Source organism: Leisingera sp. XS_AS12 (assembly GCF_041224635.1).
In the GTDB taxonomy this organism is placed as follows: domain Bacteria; phylum Pseudomonadota; class Alphaproteobacteria; order Rhodobacterales; family Rhodobacteraceae; genus Leisingera.
Window position 1 is genome coordinate 1 of record NZ_JBGFGM010000098.1, and the last position, 19,372, is coordinate 19,372.

At 61.4% G+C, this 19,372-nt stretch carries 10 protein-coding genes and 1 pseudogene; 2 read left to right on the forward strand and 9 right to left on the reverse strand.

Features of this window, described 5'->3' with window-relative positions; genetic code table 11:
- Positions 1–138: 138 nt before the first annotated feature.
- Positions 139–663: pseudogene (locus AB9K35_RS11395) on the forward strand (transposase); the annotation flags it as partial.
- Between the two features lie 739 nt (positions 664–1,402).
- Here AB9K35_RS11395 and AB9K35_RS11400 read toward each other — a convergent pair.
- The 6 genes from AB9K35_RS11400 to AB9K35_RS11425 form a co-directional block, all read right to left on the reverse strand.
- On the reverse strand, positions 1,403–2,296 hold the full coding sequence (locus AB9K35_RS11400; RefSeq protein WP_369926170.1) for a glycosyltransferase family 2 protein: 894 nt from the start codon (positions 2,294–2,296) through the stop codon (positions 1,403–1,405).
- The gene (locus AB9K35_RS11405; RefSeq protein ID WP_369926172.1) at positions 2,293–3,348 is read right to left on the reverse strand and encodes a glycosyltransferase family 2 protein; all 1,056 of its coding nucleotides are present in this window, start codon (positions 3,346–3,348) and stop codon (positions 2,293–2,295) included. Before AB9K35_RS11405 ends, AB9K35_RS11400 begins: the two co-directional genes overlap by 4 nt.
- A 36-nt stretch (positions 3,349–3,384) precedes the next feature.
- Positions 3,385–5,613 carry a GumC family protein gene (locus AB9K35_RS11410; RefSeq protein WP_369926174.1) on the reverse strand — a complete coding sequence of 743 codons (2,229 nt, stop codon included), beginning with the start codon at positions 5,611–5,613 and terminating at the stop codon, positions 3,385–3,387.
- Between the two features lie 114 nt (positions 5,614–5,727).
- Positions 5,728–6,759, reverse strand: a complete 1,032-nt coding sequence (locus AB9K35_RS11415) for a glycosyl transferase family 2 (protein WP_369926176.1) — start codon at positions 6,757–6,759, stop codon at positions 5,728–5,730.
- Between the two features lie 62 nt (positions 6,760–6,821).
- A complete protein-coding gene (locus tag AB9K35_RS11420) occupies positions 6,822–7,772 on the reverse strand; it encodes a glycosyltransferase family 2 protein (protein ID WP_369926178.1) in 951 nt (316 codons plus the stop codon).
- A 112-nt stretch (positions 7,773–7,884) separates the two neighbouring features.
- Positions 7,885–9,261, reverse strand: a complete 1,377-nt coding sequence (locus AB9K35_RS11425) for a polysaccharide biosynthesis/export family protein (RefSeq protein WP_369926180.1) — start codon at positions 9,259–9,261, stop codon at positions 7,885–7,887.
- Positions 9,262–9,362: 101 nt separating this feature from the next.
- On the opposite strand from AB9K35_RS11425, the gene AB9K35_RS11430 reads away from it, so the two are divergent.
- Positions 9,363–10,505 carry a glycosyltransferase gene (locus tag AB9K35_RS11430; RefSeq protein ID WP_369926182.1) on the forward strand — a complete coding sequence of 381 codons (1,143 nt, stop codon included), beginning with the start codon at positions 9,363–9,365 and terminating at the stop codon, positions 10,503–10,505.
- On the opposite strand, the gene AB9K35_RS11435 is transcribed toward AB9K35_RS11430, so the two are convergent.
- The 3 genes from AB9K35_RS11435 to AB9K35_RS11445 all read right to left on the reverse strand — a co-directional run bounded on the left by AB9K35_RS11435 (position 10,502) and on the right by AB9K35_RS11445 (position 19,163).
- Positions 10,502–13,495: a G8 domain-containing protein gene (locus AB9K35_RS11435; protein ID WP_369926184.1), complete on the reverse strand. Its 2,994-nt coding sequence runs from the start codon at positions 13,493–13,495 to the stop codon at positions 10,502–10,504. The two genes, AB9K35_RS11430 and AB9K35_RS11435, sit on opposite strands and share 4 nt — an antisense overlap.
- Before the next feature lie 517 nt (positions 13,496–14,012).
- A complete protein-coding gene (locus tag AB9K35_RS11440) occupies positions 14,013–17,456 on the reverse strand; it encodes a family 16 glycosylhydrolase (protein WP_369926186.1) in 3,444 nt (1,147 codons plus the stop codon).
- A 291-nt stretch (positions 17,457–17,747) separates the two neighbouring features.
- Complete coding sequence (locus tag AB9K35_RS11445) at positions 17,748–19,163, reverse strand: oligosaccharide flippase family protein (protein ID WP_369926188.1); 1,416 nt, start codon at positions 19,161–19,163, stop codon at positions 17,748–17,750.
- Positions 19,164–19,372: the final 209 nt, after the last annotated feature.

Sequence of the window (19,372 nt, forward strand, 5' to 3'; positions counted from 1 at the left end):
CTCGCAATCCGAAAATTTGAGAAGGATGGCCGGAACGTACGGGAATGGTTTGCGGCCCGCAATCAGTTCGCCATAATGTTCGGCGAGCGCTTCGACGCTTGAGTATTTGAAACCGCATGGGCCGGGCCAGATACACAGACTTCAGGACACTCCCGGCTGAAGGACGCGGCCGCCAAGGTGCTCGGTTCCACCGTCCAGCGCTGTCGGGTCCACTTCATGCGCAACGCGCTCGCCTGCGTTGGCAAGAAGGACCGCCCGATCGTCACCGCGGCGCTCAGAACTGCCTTCGACCAGGACACGCTCGAAGCGTCGAAAGAACACTGGGCAAAGCTGATCGACGCCTTCGAGCCCCGCCATGAAAAGCTCGCCGAACTGATGCGCCGTGCCGAGGATGATGTCCTGGCCTACAAGAACTTTCCCAAGGAACACTGGGCGAAGATTCATTCCACGAATCCACTTGAACGCCTCAACAAAGAGATCAAGCGCCGAACCAACGTCGTCGGAATCTTCCCCAACGAAGCCGCGGTGACGCGCCTGGTAGGCGCCTTGATGCTGGAGCAAAATGATGAGTGGGCAATCACACGGCGCTATATGACACTGGAAACCGTCGCCGCCATTTGCGACACTGCCCCCATGGACCCGGCGACTATCGCCGCCCTGTAACTGCGGCCGAGCTAAGGCCGAAGAACGAAGTTACACCATTCCCCGGGACACTGCTGCGGATCGTCAACAGATTCCGGCTGACGCAGGGCGATGATGTCGGTAGTGTTCGTCATAGGCGTATCGTTCCTTCTGGAAGTTCTGGCAGGCTTTGACACCCGCCACGATACGCCGCCTTCTCAAACCCCGTCACCCATTTCCCAGCATAGCTCCTCCACCTATGTCCGCCACGGTAGCAGCAGGTTGGTGGGAAGGCAGTTCATCCCATTAGTTCAACCTGTTTCATGATTGGCCAGAGCTGATCTGGGCACGCCTATCTTCTCAGCAAAACTCGCCTGAGTTTCATTGTCGCGTAAGGCGCGGATAGGCTTGCCAGTAGCGTTGCCGGAAGGCTCTTGTCTCATTTGTGTATCCCTTGAAGCGCGTGCACTAAGTGACGTTTGGGTATGGCAGAACAAAGGGGGGACGGTGACAACGAATGTTTGGAGGTGCCTCGTTTTCGTGCCGCCCCCAAGTACACAGAGCAGTTGGAAGAGGTTTGTATCGAGCCCTCTGTCGGCAGATCTCCGCGCCGGGGTCCCTTGCTCGCCCTGTTTCAGGGTGAACGCCTTCTGCGCCTCCGTGAATTTCCATGCCTTCAAGTGATTCCACTCCCTGCCAAGAAAACTTAGCCGAAAACACCAACTTCAAACGGCGCAGTTCTCAAGGGGCAGAGCAGTGCAGCCTTAGGGCGATTTTCAGGTCAGCCCCGGCCATAGATTTCTGGCTGAGAGAGGGCCAGGCAGCCGCTGGCCACACCGGTGTGCAAAGCCGCGCGCAGCAACCAGAAATTGCGCTGGTACGCCGACCAAGCTGTGACCAGCGCTGCGGCCGCGCAAAATAGCATCTTGCATGTGGCCGAGGCCGCAAGGGCTGCGCGCTGCGGCAGGGTTTGACTGCGGGCAGCATGGCTTTGTCCGGCGCGGTATTTTCGCTGTAGCAGCCAGAACATCTCCAGGCGTTCGGGGCTTACGGTTTCACGCACAACTGCTTGGGGGCAAATGTCAAACCGGGCACCTGACCGGTGCAGACGGAAAAAGAATTCGGTGTCTTCGCCGCCGGACTTTCCGCGGGCGGGGTCAAACCGCTGTGTTTGCCACGGAGTGCTTTTCCACCGCAGTAGGGCATTGCAGGTGTGGCCGGTTTCCACTCGGCTGCCCTGACGCACCGGATGATTGGAATGATGGTCTTGGCGGCGCATCCAGTCGGGGGCCTGCGGCCCGTATTCTGCCAGGGCTGGGCCAAACACCGCGTCGGCCCGGCTGCTGAGGGCACAATCCAGTAGCTGCGCCAGCCAGTCCGGTTCAGCTTGCTCGTCATCATCAAGAAAAGCGATCCAATCTGCATCTGCCGCCTCCAGGCAGGCATTGCGAGCAATGGAGATGTTCCGGGCTGGTGCGTGCAGATAGAGCAACGGCAGCTGCAAGGCTGCTGAGGCGCAGTCGATTCGGCTCCGGGCGCTGTCGGTTTCGTCATTGTCGGCAATAATGATGCGCATCTGCACGCCTTCGGGCAAACGCTGTGTCGCCAAAGATGCCAGGGTGCTGCAGACCGAAGCCCGGCGGAAGGTGCAAAGGGCGACGTCGATACGTGTCATGCCTGCTCCTGTTCCGTCGTCCGGTTGCGGGCTGTGACGCTAGACAGCAGCTGAACCAGAAAGCCGGCGCCCCAGCTGTTGTGTATGATGGCCAGCGCTGGTCCGGCCCACAGCCCGCAGGGGCTGCGCAGCTTGAGAGCGCAGACGGCGGCGGCACAGGCTAGGGCGGTGGCATAGGCCGCGGGCCACAGAGCCGCCGCGGGAAACAGCGGGCTCAGCATCAGCGTTGCCAGCAGTCCCAAGAGGTTGGCAACGGGGATCATCTGCCGCAGCCGCAGCCGCATACGGTGTTTCAAAATGGTGCGGCCGCGGCCGCGGCCATAGTTCCAGTACTGGCGGCAGAGCGCCCCTGGCGTGGTGCGCATGCTGTAGGTCAGGCGGATCTGCGCATCCAGCCAAACCCGGCCACCAGCCAGGCCCAGGCGGTGATCTAGTTCTGCATCTTCGTTGTGGCTGAAGCTTTCGTCATAGCCGCCGACTTGCCGGAACCAGTCCAGCCTGAACCCGGCATGATGGCCATGATCTACCCAGCCCGATTTGCGTCCGCCCCGATGGGCCGAGCCCCCCGACCCGAGCGGCGTATCAACGATCCAGGCCGCCGCGCGCTGAAAGCATCCGGTGCCCGTGGCGTCCATTGGTGTGGCCAGGGCTGCTGCGTCCGGCCGAGTTGCCAGGCTTTCGGTGACGGCTCTTACATAGCCTTTCGGATAGATGGAATGGGCATCGCAGCGTACAAGAAACCGGTGGCCGGGGCTCGCCATCGACGCAACCGCCGTATTGATTGCAGCGGATTGCAATTTGCCGGGGTTATCGATCAGCCGCAGTGCGGGATAGCGCTGTCGCAGCCGGGCGGCCAGGGCCGCGGTGCCATCCTGGCTGCCGCCATCGGCAACAACCACGCGCACGTCGCGCATGAAATTATCGTTGCCAATTAGTGAGTCGAGGCATTGTTCGAGATGAGCAGCTTCATTGAGGGCAGGGATCGCGACCAAGATGTCCTGCGGCGCGCAAAGCCCTAGGGCAACCGGTGGGCTTAGCTTGCTCTGGGGCATGGTTTCCTCCTCTGCTTTGGCGGCTTACGGCTTCCATCAATAACCGTAGTCCTGGCCATTTTGCGCTGTGGACATCGAGAGCACGCTGCAGGTGGGCGGGGCTGAGGCATCGTGCAGAATCCGCAAGCCGTTATTCAATTCGTCGCTGGTCGTATGCCCCTCCCGTACCAGTAGCACCACGCTATCCGACATCCGCAGCAGCGGCACGGCATCCGCAAGCGCCAGCAAGGGTGGGGTGTCAAATATCACCATGTCAAACTGCTCTTTCAGGGAGGCGACCAGATCCGCCATCTGGTTGGACATGAGCAGTGCAGCCGGGTCCTTGAGATGGGCCCGGGCATTGAGAAGGAGCAGCCCCGACTGGGTGTCCGGCTGCAGCGCGTCATCCAGCGCAGCAGCACCGGTCAGCACGTCAACAAGGTCCGGCCGCGTCGGCAGACCTAAGATTTTGCCGGCATTGCCCTTGCGCATATCGGCCTCGACGAGCACGCAGGATTTGCCCATTTGCGCAGTGGACCGACCCAGCATGATGCAGGTGGTTGTTTTACCGGAATCCCTGTTGCAGGAGACCACTGACACAGCATGCCCGGTTCCGGGGCCGGAGTGCACCAAGTAGCTGCGCAGGGAACGGACGGCTTCGGAGAGCATCGATTGCGGCTCCCGCAGGACAAAGGCTGACGGCTCTAGCCGTCGCAGGAAACTACGCAGGCGCGGCATCACAAGGATATGCGCCTCTGGCATCAGGCTGCGCAGCCGACTGTCAGAGGTTACAATGTCCTTGCTGTAGGCGCGGGCAAGCACCAGCCCCATACCGAGAACCGCACCCGCCAGGAAACCCAAGGCTGCGCTGAGCTTTTTGCGTGGCGCCACGGGAGATACAGGCAATTGTGCATAAGAGATGACTTGCGCATCGGCTTCCTGCAACTCGGTGACTTCGCTGGTCTCAGTAAACTTCCCCAGAAAGGCTTCATAAGTGACGCGGTTGGCGGTCAGTTCACGCTCCAGCTGCGCCATCGTGACGGCCCGCTCTGATAGTGTGAGGTTCTTCTGTTCAAGATTCAGCAGCTGGCTTTGCAACGCTGCCTCCTTGGCGAGGGCCACGGTTTCGAGGTTGGCCTTGTTGCCGCGCAGTCGGAGCACTTCGGTTTCCAGCGCGGTTTTGAGACGGGCCATGGAGTCGGCAGCTTCGCTGACCTGGGGGCTGTTTTCCCCGAACCTTTCACTCAGCTGGCTGCGGCGTTGCTCAAGGGACGCGATACTGCTGCGCAGCTCGTCCAGCAGCGGCGAGTCGAACAGCCCCGCCGCGGCCGTGGCCCCGCCGCTCTTGATCAGCGCGTTGATTTCGGAGAGTTCCGAGGAAATGAGAGCCCGTTCGGCGCTGATGGTGCTCAGATGGCTGGACAGTTCGCGCAGTTGCTGATCCAGCCGTTCCTGCGACCCCAGCCCCGCTGCCAGATTCTGGTTGCGGAATTCCACGACGGCCCATTCCGCCTCTTCCAGCCGCTGGCGCAAGACGGCGAGCCGGTCGTTGAGGCCGGTTGTGACGCGCTGAACGGCTTCGAATTTGCGGTTCAGCTGTTCATGCAGATAGACGTCGGCAACTGTGTTCGGAACCGCTGCAGCCAGCTCGGGGTCGCTGGAAGTGAAGGAAATATCTACCAGATAGGAATTCCCGACCTGAACGACCGACAGGTTTCTGGCCAGAGTGCCGATGAAATCCGCTTGGGTGCCGTATTGTTCCTGCCCGGCCGCGGCGGCGCGGGAAATCGGGGTTGGCTTGCCTTCGGTTGCGGGTGCAGTACTACCGCTGTCGGTGCCCCCAAGCAGGTTTTTGACCCATTCCTCGGCTTGCTCGGCAGCCTGTTGCCACGGCGGTTGTGGCGTGGTGCCCCGCAGCTCGGGATTGAACAGCGGATGCCCCCCCAGCTCCAGGTCCTCGGAGACTTTGGTGAGGATCTTGCCCGAGGTGATGATCGCGATTTCGCCGAAGATATCGGCGTTGTCCATGTTGAATTCCTGGAACAGGTTTCCCAGGGTGTCGTCTGCCCGGTTCTGCTGGCCCAGCATGATCTGTGCCTTGGCCGTGAAGACCGGTGTGGCGCGAAGCACCAGGGCAGCCGCGGCCAAGGTGCCGAGAAATGCGCCCATCACAATGATCCACCAGCCCCGGCGCAGGATCGAGAGCAGCTGTGCGACGGTGAATTCCGGATCTCCAGCCATGCCGCCCGGGCGCAGGGCGGCCGGGGAAGTGATACGCCGGTTCATTGGCTTCCACCCTGTCCGTTCAGAGAGCTGCAGGGCGGCATCGGATCCGCAGTTCGGCCTGCCAAGAGGCGGCAGCCGGTTTCAGCGACGGGATCACCTGAAACTGCCATGGGCCTATCTCCCCGCCTGTTGGGAACTGGTCGCAGTATCCTGAGTTTTGCGGGCGATGGCTTCGGCATCCTGCCGTTGAATAGAGCGGACCGTGTATTGTTTCATCCGGCGAGATTGAGAGAAGATGATAATCTCGCCCACCAGCCCCAGGCCGATGATTTGAATCCCCAGGACAATCATCAGCACAGCAAAGATCAGAGCAGGCCTGTCGGCCAGTGCTGCGCCTCCGAAGACGCGGTAGCCGATAAGCAGAGCCGTGGAGAGCAGCCCGAACAGCAGAACCGGTACGCCGATGGCTCCGAAGAAGCGCATTGGCCGCCGCAGGAACTTCAGCACGACATAAAGCACCAATGCATCCAGAACCGCGCGCATGTGGCCCAGGGGTTTGAAGACAAAACGCATGTGGGTGCTCTGCTCCGGGCGTGCCGGAGGCAGCTGCGTTTCCGTGACCTTGTAGCCGCGCTGCGCGGCGATTGACGGAATGAAGTGCTGGCGTACACCCAGGCTGCTGGTTTCTTGCAGCACCGGCTTGCGGGCCAGCCGCACCCGGCAGAACGGATCTGCCACTTGCAGGCCAAACAGGCCTTTCAAAACCCGGTGGAACACATTGCGGCGCAGGCGTGCCCAGCTGCTCAGGCGCGGGCGGGTGCGGGCCGCGATCGCCATATCCGCACTGCCAAGCGCGTGCAGCAGATCCGGCAGACCCGCGGGATCGATTTCGGGCCAGCCGGGCAAGGTGAGCACCAAATCGGCCCGGGCCCGCTGCACTGCGATCTGAAGTGCAGCATCCTCACCGCCCCAGGGGTGCTGTCCAAGCACTGCCAGCTCAGGCCAGCCGGCCGCCAGCGTCTGCAAGGCCAGCATAGTTGCGGTTTCACGGCCGTCGGTAATGCAGATCAGCTCGTAGTTCAGTTCCAGGGAATCCAGCCCGGCGCGGTAGCTTTCCAGCATGCTGGAAAGCTCCGGTATCTCGCTGACGGCGACAATGGCTGAAAGCTGTGGCCGGGTTGCGGATTCAACAAGATCAAGGGACATCACTAAACTCTACATTAACATACATTTACGAGCAGGCAGGGCTGCTCTGCGCAGTGCATTTTTTATTCTGGCTCTTTTTCGTCGCCGTCGTAGGGCAAGAACCTGTTTCCGGTCCCCTGGAATGTTACCGCCGATACCAGCCCTAGAAGTATCAGATAGAGCGATAGGCTGCCGAACAAGCCGGCAACGGCCATTTCAACCACAAGTAGTTGGCCTTGGGACCGCATCAGCAGCGCCGAGAGCAAGGCGCACAGCGCAGCAAGCCCCGCCAGCCGCAGGAAACTGCTCAGCGGCTGGCGGGCAAAGAGCAGCAGTGTTTTGATCGACAGAAGGTCCAGCAGAACCTTGAACACCCGGGACAGCCCGTATTTCGACGTGCCGAAACGACGGGCGTGGTGGCGGACCCCGACCTGCGCCACCCGGGCGCCCAGCGGGATTGTCATGGCTGGAATGAAACGGTGCATGTCCGAATAGAGCGGCACCTGTTTGATCAATTCGCTACGGTAAACCTTGAGAGAGCAGCCATTGTCGCGGATTGGCAGCCCGGTGACTTTCCCGATCAGCCAGTTGGCGATTTTGGAGGGCAGTTTGCGTGACAGGAACTTATCCTGGCGCTTGATGCGCCAGCCCACCACCAGGTCATAACCCTCCTTGAGCTTGTCCAGCATCATTGGAATATCCAGCGGATCGTTCTGCAGATCGCCATCCATTGTCACCAGATAGCGTCCGCGGGCGTGTTCGATACCTGCGGTCATCGCGGCGGTCTGCCCGTAATTGCGCTGGAAACGGACCAGGGACAGGCGGGGATCGTCCGCAGCAATCTGTTCCAGCCGCCGCAGGGTCTCATCGGTACTGCCATCGTCGACAAAAACGATTTCATAGGGGCAGCCCAAGGGATCCAGTGCTGCGTTGATGGCGGCATGCATCGGCCCGACGCTGTCTTCTTCGTTATAGACCGGGACACAGATCGAAATTTCGATCTGGGCCGCCGCAGGTGTCTCCTCTGTGTTCATCTGGGTCTCCTGTCTGCCGTTCCGCGGACGCCGGGGCTGTCCCCCGATCGCGGTCGGAGGCGGGCGAGGGGCAGGGCCCGGAATCTGCAATGCTGCCAGTGTCTCGTGACGCTTAGCCTCCTTCGCTGCTTGAGGCCGCTTCCAGCGGGTCTTCAAGGATGACTTCCAGCACGTCGAGCGGCTGCAAAACCGTGGCGCGCCCTGCTGGCTGGGCGGCGGGTTCACCGCTGTTGCTGCGAAGAATTTGGTAGCGGACAATACTGACGGGCTTGTCCGGGGTCTCCCCAGCAAGCATCGCGCCTGCGCCGGATTCCCGCAGGATCCGGCGGTTGACGACTTCCCGGTTGCTGAGACGGTCAATCTCGGCTTCAGTTGCTTGCAGCTCCCGCAGCACCTGGAGGCGACGCGTGGAAATCAGGTCCGCTTTGCTCCGATCCAATTCGGAAATCTGCTGCTGCGCCTTGAAGATGCCAGTTTCATTGTCCAGTGCCCGGGCTTCCAGCTCAATCAGGGTCTGTTGTGCGACAACCAGGCTCTGCGACCGTGACAGTCCGCGCTTGAGCAGCGTGTCAAGCGTGCCAACGGATTCCCGGACCAGGCCGATCTGACGCTCCAGCGCGGTCAGTTTTTCCTGCCGCGCGGCGATCTCAGATTCCAGGAGTTTGCGTGATGTATCCAGTTCCGCCAGTGCGTTGGCCAAGGTTTCGCGGCGGCTGGCAAACAGGATCTTTTCCTGTTCGAACATGGCCGCAAGCGCCGCCTCTCCGCCAGGAGAACTCAGCCCTTCGGGGCGCAGGAGGCTGTCCTGGTCGGCTTGCTCAGCTTGCAGGCGGGCCGCGCGCAGCTGCATGCGGGCCCGGGTCAAGCCAACCTCCCGGTAGGTGCCCGAGGTGCGGATCGCAGCGATCAGATCGCCGGTCTCTTCGCCATTCAGCCGGTAAAGCCCGCCGGCCAATGCCACCGCCTGCACGGTGGTCAGCCCAGGACGGAAATCATAACTGCCGGGCCGCATCACATCCCCAAGCACATAGACCGGCCGGTATTTCAGGATGTTGACCGTGGTGCTTGGCGGTTGGCTCAGGCCGGTTTTTTGCTGCACGGCCGCAGAAACTGCGGCTGCGAGGCTGGCGCCGGTTTGCCCCGCAGCACGGATGGAGCCGACCAGTGGCATCATCATGGTCCCGTCGATACCAATCGTGTAGTTGCCGCCCAGTTCGTCGAACTGGGCGAAGGCCATTTTGCTGTCATCCCAAGCGACGACCCGGATGCTAATCTGATCCGCAGGCCCCAACACATAGGCCTGGACGTCGCCGGTGGTGCTGTTTTGGGCGCTGGTCGGGACGGCTGCTGCCGACAGTGCGGCAGCCAGCAGCAGTATCAGCGGTCTGACGTAAACCGGGCACACAAGCGGCAGGAATTCCAGAACTTTGCGCTGTGCACGCAACAGTGCAATTGAAACGCTGTGCTGTGCATGGAATGTTTTAGTCAACAGGTTTCTCCGTTGTGTTTCCGGAAATGATGACTTCTGATAAGTTCACTATTACAGCTATCGTGCCAACGTACAACAGATCCGCATTTTTGTCCGCGGCTTTGAATAGTTTAGCTGCGCAGAGACGCATTGTTGACGAAATCATCGTCTGGGATGACGGCTCCGACGACAATACAGAGGAAATCGTCCGGGCAGCGCCTGGGCCGGTGCGCTATTTCCGATCGCAGAACGGGGGCAAGTCGCGGGCGCTGAACCTGGCAATGGCGCAGGCGCGGGGCGATTGGATCTGGATCTGCGACGATGATGACATCGCCCTGCCGCACGCCGCTGAAACGCTTTCTCAGCTGCTGCTGACAAATCCTGCGGCTGGTTTTGCGGCCGGCAGCTACAAGCGCTTTTACTGCGCAACCCCGGATGGAGAGCCGGTGCTGTCGGGGCCCGGGTACTGGCCGGACCTGGGCCAGGGATCGGTGCTGCGCCATTTGCTGGAAGATATCTTCCTGTTCCAGAATGCCACACTGGTGCGCCGGAGTTGCTATGAGGCGGTGGGGCCGTTCCGCGAGGACCTGCCCCGCTCCATAGACTATGACATGATCGTCCGGCTAGCAGCCCGCTTTCCGGCAGTGGTCACGGAAGCTCCCCTGTTCCATCAGAGAAAGCATGACGGTGCCCGCGGCCCGGCTGCTGCGCGTCATGCGGCGGACCGCTCCGAAGAAGTATGGAAGAAGGCTGATAAGCAGGTGTTCGCAGGACTGTCCGGGATTTTGCAGCCGGATTTGTTCACCGGCATGTTCGAGGCCGCGGATCCGGACCATGCGGCGCGCGCGGGGCGGCTCCAGCGCGGCTGTGTTTTTGCCCGCCGCACAGATTGGAAAACCGCATTGGAGGACTTCCATGCTGCCGCAGAGCTGTTGCCCGCAATGGCGCTGTCGCCGCTTGAAAAGGCCATTTGCCGCCGCGCACTGGCAGGCAAGCATGGCTGCGGCGAAGCTTTGGAGCCAGAGGTGCGCGGAGCGCTGGCTGGGCTGGCTGCAGGCTCTGCGCTGGGGGCCGAGATTGCGGCGGCGCTGGTACGCGGAACTGGTTGGCGGCTGCGCAGGGCGCTGCGCAGCGGCGATCTGCGGATGGCATCAGCCGTGGCCGGCTTTGCCGGCCGCTTGCTGGCGGCCGGCAAAACGCGCCGACCACATGTTGCAGCCGGGCGGATCCTGGAACGCCGGGCTTACCCGGAGGGCCGTGCTTAGAACAAGAAGTCGCCTGCCGACAGGGCAGAGGTATCGACCCCAACAATCGTGAGACTGTGGCCCGCGTCATCAGTGATCACCGCATTGCCGTTAACGGAGGTCAGATGATTGGCCTGGAGATCATCGTAACCTGTGATCCCCTTGGCACCTGACAGGTTGATCACATCTTCGTCGGCGGTGAACTTCATTGCCGTGTCTTGGCCTTCCGAAAACAGCAGCTCATCCGCACCGCTGCCCATAAAGAGACGATCATTGCCAAGCCCGCCATCCAGGGTGTCGTTGCCGCGGTTCCCGACAAGCGTGTCGTTGCCGCTTCCGCCGGTCAGCGTATCGTAACCCCTGCCGCCGACAATCTTGTCCTTGCCACCGCCGCCGTCCACTCGGTCGCCGCCGAAGCCGCCCTTCAGGGTGTCGTTGCCGCCAGAGCCATCTAGGATGTCCTTACCCCGGCCGCCCCAAAGGGTATCGTCGCCGGCTTGCCCGTTCAATGTGTCCTGGCCGCCTTTACCTGACAGGGTGTCCTGGCCGCTTGATCCGGTGAGGACTTCGCTGTCGTTGCCGCCGATTAGCGACACACCCTCATCACCCGTGTCACCCCCTGTATTTCCACCTGTATTTCCACCTGTGTCACCACCAGTACCCCCGCCCGTGTCTGAGCCGTCGTGGGAGAAGGGGAAGTCGTAGGTGAAGCCAGGGTTGCCAATGCCCGGAGCCGGGTACTGGGACAGCGCATAAGCTTCCAGCTTGCTGTCATCAAATCCTTTGAGCTGGATGTCGATGACAACCGGATGTTGTTCGCCAGTCAGCCGATCAGTGATCCAGTTGACCACCGGTGCGACCCAGCTGCCATCGGACTTCTGGAAGGCCCCGTGCAATTCTAAGAACTGCTCCAGAGTGAATTCCCGCTGATCAGGGCCGGCGCTGCCGGTCAAAGTCAGCTTGATGCCTTCGAAGTCCTTGCTGGTGCCTGTGCCGCTGGGCGGTTTGGCGATGACATATTCATTAAAGGTGCGGTCGCCGACAGAATCGGTGATCGTGCCGGTGATGTGCAGGCTGCGGTCGCCCGGCCCCAGCACCAGATCCGCGTCCGCATCCTGGGTGAAGGTCACCTCTGCCACCGGTGTGAGGCTGCTGCTTTTCACGATCTGCGGCATCGGGTTCTCATAATCGATGCCATGCTCTGATTTGAAGAATTCGATCAGCGCCGCGCGGTCCGCCGCGCTGTCCACATTCTTCATCAGGTCTTCCAGTACGAACTCCTTGCCAACGCCCTGGAATTCAGTGTCGATCAGAACCACCTCGTGGTTGACGCCATAGCTGCGGTAGCCGATGCCGAAATCATGCATGTCGATATCGTTGAACACCACCGAAGAGGTCTTGCGCTCGATCCGGAAACCAGTGCCCGCGCCCTGCCAGGTCGAGTCGATAAACTCGTAGTTGGACGCGTAGTTATCCAGGTTCACCGCATCTTTGCCGCCCCAGATGGTGAAGTCCCGAAACACGCTCATAGTGTCGGTGTCATCAGAAAACTGGCGGTGAAACACCCGTAGCCCAGTGCCTGAAGCAAGCGAGGTATTGCCGTCGAAATCAATAATCGGCGGTTCCTCATGGTCCAGTGCGACATCAAAGGGGGAGGGGTCGAAAGGCACCTGGCTGCGCTCGAACATCTTGCGGTGGATGCCGTCCTTGGGCGCGCCGCTATGGGCGTCATCTTCGGGGAAGCTTTCGCGGCCGGAATAATTCCAGGCGATCTTTGAGTTGGCAGCGATATTGTCCTGCTGGACGACAACGCGGGACTGATTTTCATAGGCGGCTCCCTCGGAGCCGGTCTGGCTGGTCATGCTGGATCCGGTTACCGAGGTCACCAGGTTGTTCATCCAGGTGCCGGTCTCGTCACCCATTTCCGACACGATCCCGGCACCGGTGACATCATAAACGATGTTCCTGTTGATCATCGCTTGGCTGGAATGCTGCACGATGCCCCAGCCGGGGCTGCCGACCACCGCGTTGCCTTCGATCATCGAGGTGGCAGCGCCAGGTTCGGTGCCGATCATATGCAGGTGCAGCGGGTAGCGGCCCTGGGGGTTGGCGTCACCGGTTTCGGTTCCCACCACTTGGCTATGGTCGGTGCGGCCCAGTTCGCGGAACTCAGCGTAGCGCACGCTGTTGATCGAACTGTCTTCATGGTCCGGGGTGCTATTGTGCAGCATGACATGGCCGCGGGTGCCTTCTGGGTTTTCGGACTGGAACACCACATTGCGGGACAGATTGCCTACGAAAGTATCAAAACTATGCCCCTCTGGCGGCTGGTGGTCATAGGCCAGCGGTTTGTCAAAGGTGATTTTGTTGCCGTCGACCGACACAATTGTGCGGGTCTCGTCCTGGGTTTTCAGGACACCGTTGCTGTCCTCGCCCAGATATTTTGTGCCCACCAGCAGGATTTGGTCGCCGGGTTGCCAGTTGGCAGTGCTGCCCTCGACAGTGATGCTGGTGTCGCCGGCATTGGCACCGCCTGCAATTTTCAGATGGCTTTCCTTGGCAGCGCCCTGAATGTCAGCTTCGCCAAAGGCCACCAGCCCGTGACTGATCTGGCCCGGGTCCCGGGCCAGGTCGATGGGGCCGTCGGTGAAGGTGATTGTGGCCGTGATATGCGCGGGCATCGGGTCGGCCATCGAGCCGACCTCAATCTGCGATCCGGGGCTGGTGACGATGGTCTCCACATGCATCGACGTGTCCTGGCTCCGCGACCAGGTCAAGGTGCCGTCGACCCGCACCATGCTCAATTCCGCGCTGCTAGAGCTGTCGTAGGTGACGGTCTTGCCGGCCGATACCAGCACCATGGCACCCTCTCCCGGCACTTTGCCGCCTTCCCAGGTCGCGGGGTCGGACCAGTCGCCGTCCTGTACCACCACATGCGTGGCTTCCGCCGCTTTGAATAGTGCATCCGCCTGAGCCATGTGCTCCGAATGGCCATCCATATGCATTTTCATCGTTCTGCCCTTCTTTACCGGCCCCGGGCCGGCTTGTTACTCGCCAAAAATACACACACGGCCGCAATGCGGCCGGCCGACGCGGGCGGGCTATCCAGAAGGAATCGGCCCGTCCACCCGGCTCGCCGCACGCTGATGCGTCCGGCAAATGCCTGACAGGGGAACGGCGTCCTTTGATAGCGGTCTGTGTCGCTCTGGTTGGCCTGTGTTTGCTGCTCATGCCCAAGTGGGCTTTGGAAAACTTAAAACCGCTCCCGCCTTGCAGGGTCAACAAAAGCACAAAAGTTAGGCGCAAAGGTGCCGATCTTCGGGAAATCGGTAGGCGGAATTTTGTCATTTCGCACTGCGGGCCTGCTGCGCGGAGCCTGATAAGCGGATTAGAGCCTGTTTTAAGGGGGGAGCCGGGGTTCCGGTCACAGAAACGATGCTGCCGCCCCGAAGGGCGGCAGCTGCAGAGGATTCGCTGGTTAGCTCGTGTTCCCCAAGGCCTAAGGAGAGGAAAAGCCGGGCCGGAGGGTCAGAACAGCAGGGTGTCCCCGGTCAGGAACTCAGCTTCGGTGACACCGTGCAGAAGGGCCAGGTTAAAGCCGCCGTCAGGGGTGCCGATGGTGATCCGCAAGCCAGCGCTGAGGTCCTTGAATTGCAGCGCCGCCTCGGTTTCGGCCGCGTTCCAACCGTAATGCTGGGCAATCAGCGACAGATCGACCTTGTCGCCCTCGGCAATCGAAAAGTCCCGCACGTCGTCGCGGTACCCGTCCAGCGTCTCGAAGGCGAAACGGAACACATCGGCATCGCTGCCGCCGTAGAGATTGTCGCGCCCGGCGCCGCCGTCCAGAATATCGCTGCCACCATTGCCGTAGAGATTGTCGCGCCCGGCCAGACCCAGGATTTCGGTGTCCCCGTCGCCATCGGTCAACGTGTCATTCTGGCTGGTGCCGCTCAGCACCGGCAGTTCGACCACCGTGCTGTCCAGGATCAGACCCGGGCCAGCAACGCTGGCGGTGTTGCCGGTGCTGTCCGTGGCTGTGACCGACAGGCTGAGAGGCCCGTCCTGCAGGCTGGTGAGATCAAGCAGAATGCTGCTATCGGATGCGATCGGTGCTGAAGACACGCTGGTGGTTCCGTCGCTTACCGTCACCACTGCGGTGGCATCCGCATCCAGGCCGAAGACGCTGAAGGTCACCGAGCCGGCTTCGGATGCGGTGATGTCCGTGTCCGGCGCACTGACGGCCAGGTTGCCATCCTCATCCGCGGAGACGTCCGGAGCGGTGTCCAGTGTCAGGGCAGGGCCGGCTGCGGTGCTGCTATTGCCGTTGCCGTCGGTGGCGGTCACCGAGGTGGTAACCGGCCCGTCCGGCAGGCTGGTCAGATCAAAGATCAGGGTGCCGTCGGCGGCGGCATTCTGGGTCAGGTCGGTGCCGCCGCCGCTGACGGTCACCACTGCGGTGGCATCTGCGTCCAGTCCGGAGAGGATGATCTGGACCGCCCCGGCCTCACTGGCATCAATGTCTATGTCCGGCGCCGCCAGCGCCAGGTTGCCGTCATCATCGCCGGTGTCCGGCGGCGGGCCTGCTTGCAGGATCAGCGTGTCTGCGGCCAGGAATTCCTGCATGCCGACGCCGTGAATGGCTGCCATGTTGTAGCTGCCGTCCGGGGTTGTGATGCTGATCCGCACACCGGCACTGATACTTTTGAAGGCCAGCGCGTCCAGCAAGTCTTCTTCGCTCCAGCCAAAATACTCAGCAATGGGAGAGAGGTCGACCTTGTCACCTTCGGCAATCGAGAAGTCCCGCACCTCGTCGCGGTTCCCGTCCAGGGTGTCGACGGCGAAGCGGAACACATCTGCCCCACTGCCCCCGTATAGGTTATCGCGTCCGCCGCCGCCGTCCAGCGTGTCGTTGCCGCCATTGCCGATGAGTGTATCGCGTTCGCCCAAGCCGAGGATCTCGGTGTCGGCAATGGTGTCGGTCAGCGTGTCCCTACCTTCGGTCCCGATCAGCTGACCCTCCGGATCGGGGTCCGGGTCGGGATCCGGACCGGGGCCGCCGCCTGGATCCACATTCAGCAGCCCGGCGAGATCGGCTGCGGAGACATTGTGGAAATAGGCCAGCGGCAGCAACCCGTCCGGCCCGTCGATGCTCAGCTCGGTGCCCATGGCATCTTCGGTGAATCGCACCGCCGCTTCGAATTCTGCAGCAGTCCAGCCGTAATGGGCAATGATGCCTGTCAGGTCCAGGCTGTCGCCTTCGGCAATCGAAAGATCCGCAACGTAATCGCGTTTACCATCCAGCGCTGCCGTTCCATAGACGAAGGTATCGCCGCCGCTGCCACCGGTCAGATAATCGGCGCCGCCGCCGCCGGTGATAACATTATCCGCAGCGTCACCGGTGATCCGGTCGCCGGCATTTCCCCCGGTTACATCCGTGGCCGCGGGCAGCGTACCTGCCAGGGTTCCAAAGGATCCGCCCTGCTGGCCGATCTGCGCCAGCAGAAGATCATATATGCTGCTGGCATATTCTGCGTAGCTTTGCTCGGTAAAGTGGATCTGGTCAGAGGACAGCCCGTCCACACCGACCGGGTTATCAAACAGCAGAAGGGTCGGGTGCTGGCCCTGCTGCGAGGCGACCAAGGCCCGCAGCCCCGGCACATAGGTGCCATTGCCCGCATCCCCGACCACCTCAATGCCATCCACGATCGAATAGCCTTCATTGATGAAATAGGCGTATTCCTCTGGGATACCCGAGAGGGTTTTCGGCGCCAGCGTCGAGATGACCAGATACTTCTGCGCGTTACCCGCATAGGTGTAAAACTGGTCAATTGCGGCCTGCATGTTCGTCATCAGGCTGGGGAAGCGGTTGCTGAAGAAGTTATTGGCATTGTAGTCATTGGTGCCGGCCATCAGCAGCATGATGTCGGGCGTGTGGGCTGCCAGATTGACCGAGATATCGGCCAGACTGCTGTCATTGTTCTTAACCATGTTGCGCAGAGCTTCGCCGCTGACCGCCGCATGATCGGGATCAAGCATGCCTGCCGGGCCGTTTTGCCTGTCGCCGACATAATCAATCCAGCCGCCGCCGACGGTGATGTGATCGAACAGATCCTGACGGTAGCCATCCCGTTCTTCGGGCACCTCGTTGGGATCATTGGCATCAACATGCCCGACAGTGAGCGAGTCGCCGAGCGCCATGACCCGCGCGGCGCGGGCAAAGCTGCCTTCCGCGAGATTGATGGCATAGGCCTGCGCCTCTCCGGCAAAGGAGATTGCGCCGCCGGCATCTGTGGGGGCCTCCGGCACATAGGGGGTATAGGTCACGGATGTATAACTGGCCTGGGCCTCGGCGTCTGCTGCGACCGGCCCATGCCAGGTTTCCAGCCCGGAACCGCCGGTCCAGATATTCATGTAGATTTTCATCGGCTCGTCGGGCACTGGCAGCGGCGCGGTTTCACCAGTCACCTCATACAGCAGCGAGCCGTCAGCGTACCAGCGGATGCCGTCAGGGTGCCACTCGATACGATAGCTGTGCATGCCTGCGGCCGCGTCGAAGCCAAGCTCGACCTGCACGCTGCCGTTATCCCCCAGTTTCTGATCGCCGTAATAATAGTTGATATTGACCTTGGTGGTGTCATTGCCCAGGAATTCAAAATCGATCTCATTGTGCCTGGCAGCGCCAAAGAAGGTGTTCGAGAACAAGAAGAAGGACGACACCACCCCCGAAACATTCGAGGCCGTCATCTCGACTTCATAGCTGCCGTAACTGTAAAAATCCTGTGACTGCAGCTCCGCCCCGGTAAAATCCTTCCCGTCTGTATCGGTGCCGTCAAAGGTCAGCACGACTTCTCCGGGAGGCGCCAGCAGGTAATCGGCATCCCAAGCCGTTTGGTTCCAGTTGGCGGCAACAACAAAATCCGAGATGTACCAGCGCTCGGTTTCGTCCAACTGATCAAAAGTTTCATTAAGCAAAGCGGTCCCCACATACTCACAACTCAGAACCTGTAAATCAAAGTCCTCCGCTGCCCGGCCCTCAATATCCGCCCGATCTTTTGCCGGGCCTTGCCCCTGATGGCCGCTGCGCTCCCTTTTCCCGGCGTTTTGGCGTCAAGGTTCATCTTCGGGGGAGCCGCCCTTCTTGCAGCCACTCCCCGCCTGCATCTAGCGTGAACCTTACGGAAGTCATCCCCATGTCAGGCAGAGCTACGGCCGACTGTCGCCCTGACCCGGCAGTGGCGCAGCTTCTGGAAGGCAGGCTTGGGGTTAGTGGCCGAACTTAGCGAGTCCTGCGCGCAAACTGCGCCACTGCAGCCCCGCTGCCAGGATCCAGGCGACGGCCAGCAAGGCGGCGGCAACCCCAAGCAGGGACCAACCGTCTACCTGCTGAGCTAGAATATGCATGACAACCCAAGCCAGGGCTGCGGGCGCCGCGGTTGCTGCCATCGCCCGGAGCGCAGCCAGTCTGCTGAAAGGAACCACCTGACAGGCGTAGAACCAGTACCGGGGCAGATAGGCCAAGGCGAACATCGTGATCACGGCCGAGACGGCTTCGATACCAAAAGGCAGAGCTATGGATATGGCCGCCAGTCGCAGCACGGTGCGCTCGGTGGCCATCCGCAGCCGCAGCCCGGTCTGGTTCATGGCCTGGAACATGACACCAGCAGTTCCGCCGACCGCAGTCTCCAAGGCGATTCCGGGGGCTGCCAGGGCAAACAGCAATCCGGCTCCGCGCCAGGGCTCCGAGAAAATGAAGGCAAACAGATCGCCGCCCGCACCTGCCAGAACTGCCATCGGCGGAAAAATGGCCAGCGCCAACAACCGGATGCTGCTGACATACAGTGCAGCAATATGGGATCGGTCATCTTGGGCCGCGGCCATGCGTACATATGTAACTTGGGCCATTGGTCCGGCCAAAGCCATGACAGACTGGTTGAGCAGCCGTGATGACATTGTAAACAGCCCCAGAGGCGCGGTGCCCAGCTGTTGGCCGATCAGCGCCACAGGAACCTGCCGCTGCATGGTTTGTAGCAGGGATACGCCCAGGGAGTTCCGGGCAAAGGCAAGATGGCTGTGCAGTTCTGTTCCCCAGCGCAGCCGCCCTGGCCGGAAGCCGCTGAGCGCAAAGGCGCCGGCGCATTGTAGCGCGGCCAGCAGGACCTGCTGCACCACCAGAGCCCAGACCCCGGCCCCTGATACTGCCAGAGCAACGGCGGCAGCCATGCCTGCCAGCGCGGCACCGGTGCGGATCAGAGCCAGCCATGCAAAGCGCCCGTCGCGCTCGAGCCGGGCATTGGGCACCGCAGCCCAGGCCAGGAACATCGGTGTCACTGAGAGAGCGGCAACGAGCCCGAACAGATCTGGGGCCCCATGCAACCAGGCCCAGGCCGGTGCTGCGGCCAAGGCTGCCAGGGCCAAGACAGGGCCGATGCAGAACAACAGCCAGAACACAGCCCCCCATTCCTGGGCGTCAATATGCGGCTGCCGGATCAGAGAACGCCCAAGCCCAGCATCGCTGAACAGCTGCGCAAAAAGAACCACAGCCATTGCCAAAGCAACAAGGCCGAACTCCTGCACCGTTAGAAACCGGGAGATCACCGGCAGGATCAGCAGCTGGGAAAAGGCGGAGATCAGCCGGGCAGCGCTCAAGGTGCCGGTGCTGACAAGAAAATGCCTTGCCATTACCTGCGGCCCCGCCCCTGAGCCGGGTGCTGCGGGCTGTCGGAAGCCTGCCAGGTCGCGGGTGCCTGGGGTGGTATGGCTGCCAGCGAAAGCCCGCGCCTGCAAATCAAATGCACAAACAAACTCCTGCTCAGGAAAAGAAGAGGTCTCCCGAGTACACACCACCGCCCTTGCGGCATCAAGCCTGCTTGAATGGGACGTGAAAGCGG